General features: G+C 34.4%; 1 protein-coding gene. It reads right to left on the bottom strand.

Annotated features, from left to right (window positions below):
- Positions 1–150: 150 nt before the first annotated feature.
- A complete protein-coding gene (locus ACHAJD_RS09800) occupies positions 151–1710 on the bottom strand; it encodes an IS1182 family transposase (protein ID WP_435585687.1) in 1560 nt (519 codons plus the stop codon).
- Positions 1711–1801: the final 91 nt, after the last annotated feature.

The following is a 1801-nucleotide window of genomic DNA, read 5'->3' on the forward strand; positions in this document are numbered from 1 at the left end:
AAAGAGGCTGTAAAGAAATGAATTTGAAATAGAATTCAAGGCTTTGCGGCCTTTTTCTTTTTAAATCATTTAAAAAACACCTATTATGGCGTTTTAAAGATAACCTAAAATGCATTTCACGAGGAAATGTAAGTTTATTGTAGCGTGTTGTTAACGTCGGTAACGTTTGTTATGAAATTTCTTAAGATTAAACCCAATGGTGATTAAATCTAGCTCTAATCTTATACCTTTGAAACCTGTTCGGGTAAACCTTCTAAAGCGCATATCTTCTTTAATGACGCCAAAGGCGCCTTCAACTTGTATTGATCGTTGAACTCTTAATTCGATACCTAGTTCTGAATCAAGATTTCTTATGACCGCTTGCTTCATTTTATCGTAACCTTTTATGAAATTGATTTTCCTATTTTCTTTTGCTTTTGTACAGTGTTTCTTTTGTCTACATTTCATACAGTGTAAACACTCGTACTCTTCAATCGTGTGTTCTGACTTAATGCGGTCACTTTGATATTCCCTTATTTTTATAAACTTTTTATTATTTGGACATCGATAGTTCCCATTTTTATCGATGCGAAAATTCTCTTTGTTGTAAATCTTCTTTTTAAACTTTGGGTCTCTTTCTTTTGCCCACATTCCATACTTTTGATAAAGCGCCATACCTTTTTCTAAACAGTAAGAATAGTTATCATAACTCCCGTATCCTGCGTCTGCGACTGGATACCTTGGATAGTGCTCATACATCAGGTTGTATTTTTCAAGTAATGGTTTAAAGGTATGAAAATCCGAACCGTTTTGATAGGCATCAATCACCATAATATATTCATTACTCACACCGAGTTGAACATTATAACCAGGTTTTAATTGCGCGTTTCGCATATGGTCTTCTTTCATATGCATAAACGTCGCATCATGATCTGTCTTAGCGTAGCTGTTTCGGTTTGGGCCGATAATCTTCAAGTCGTGTTTATAGGCTTCTAATTTCTCTAAGTAAGCTAAAAATGTATCATAATATCTTTGAAGCTCTGTCTTTCTTTTACCTTTCCCGTAGACAAAGTTTATCCCTTCTTGATCGACTAAGCCAATCAAACGATTCACAATCTTTTTTACCGTTTTAACCGTATAACTATCCATCGTTTGTATCGGCTTTTGATTCGCTTTTATAAATAAAGGGTTAACTTTGGGTAAGGCTTTTGTGATTTTTTCATAGAGCTTTTTACGATGCGTTATAATGGCACGTCCCCACCTAAAGCTATATTTGTTCGCATCCGCTTCAATCTTCGTCCCATCAATGTAAAGTTTATCTGTATCAATAGTTTCGTGCTTCATAATCTCTTGCATCAAAGCTTGTTGTAAATAGGTTAACTTATCACCTATTTCTTTCATCACTTCATTAATCAACTGATGACTTGGCACTTCGATGCCTTCAATCAAGTACATAAACCTAATATCATTTTGGCAGGCTTTTTCAAGCGCTCTTGTGCTTCTTATATCAACCATAAACCCAAATAAAATGGCGTTTAATATTTGAACTCGATTTTTTCGATGTCTCCCTTTATCTTTTGGGGCATCAAAGTAATTTTCTAACCCTAATCCTTTCGTGAGTTCCAAATACGTAAAGACCTCTGAATCTTTTTTTATTTTTATGCCTAAATCCAGTGGTAATACGAGTTGATTTGTAGTATAATTTTCTGTGTATTTAGGAGTTCTAATCATACCCTAATTATACCAAAAAACCGGCTCTTTCGAGTCCGGTTTTTTCGTTTAATAGGCTTTTTAGGTTATTTCTATTTCATTACAGCCTCTT

It is taken from the genome of Liberiplasma polymorphum (assembly GCF_043951795.1).
In the GTDB taxonomy this organism is placed as follows: domain Bacteria; phylum Bacillota_I; class Bacilli_A; order Izemoplasmatales; family Izemoplasmataceae; genus Liberiplasma; species Liberiplasma polymorphum.

Excerpts from the sequence above, each read along its gene's own strand:
- ACHAJD_RS09800 (WP_435585687.1), bottom strand. The coding sequence starts at position 1,710 with ATGATTAGAACTCCTAAATACACAGAAAATTATACTACAAATCAACTC.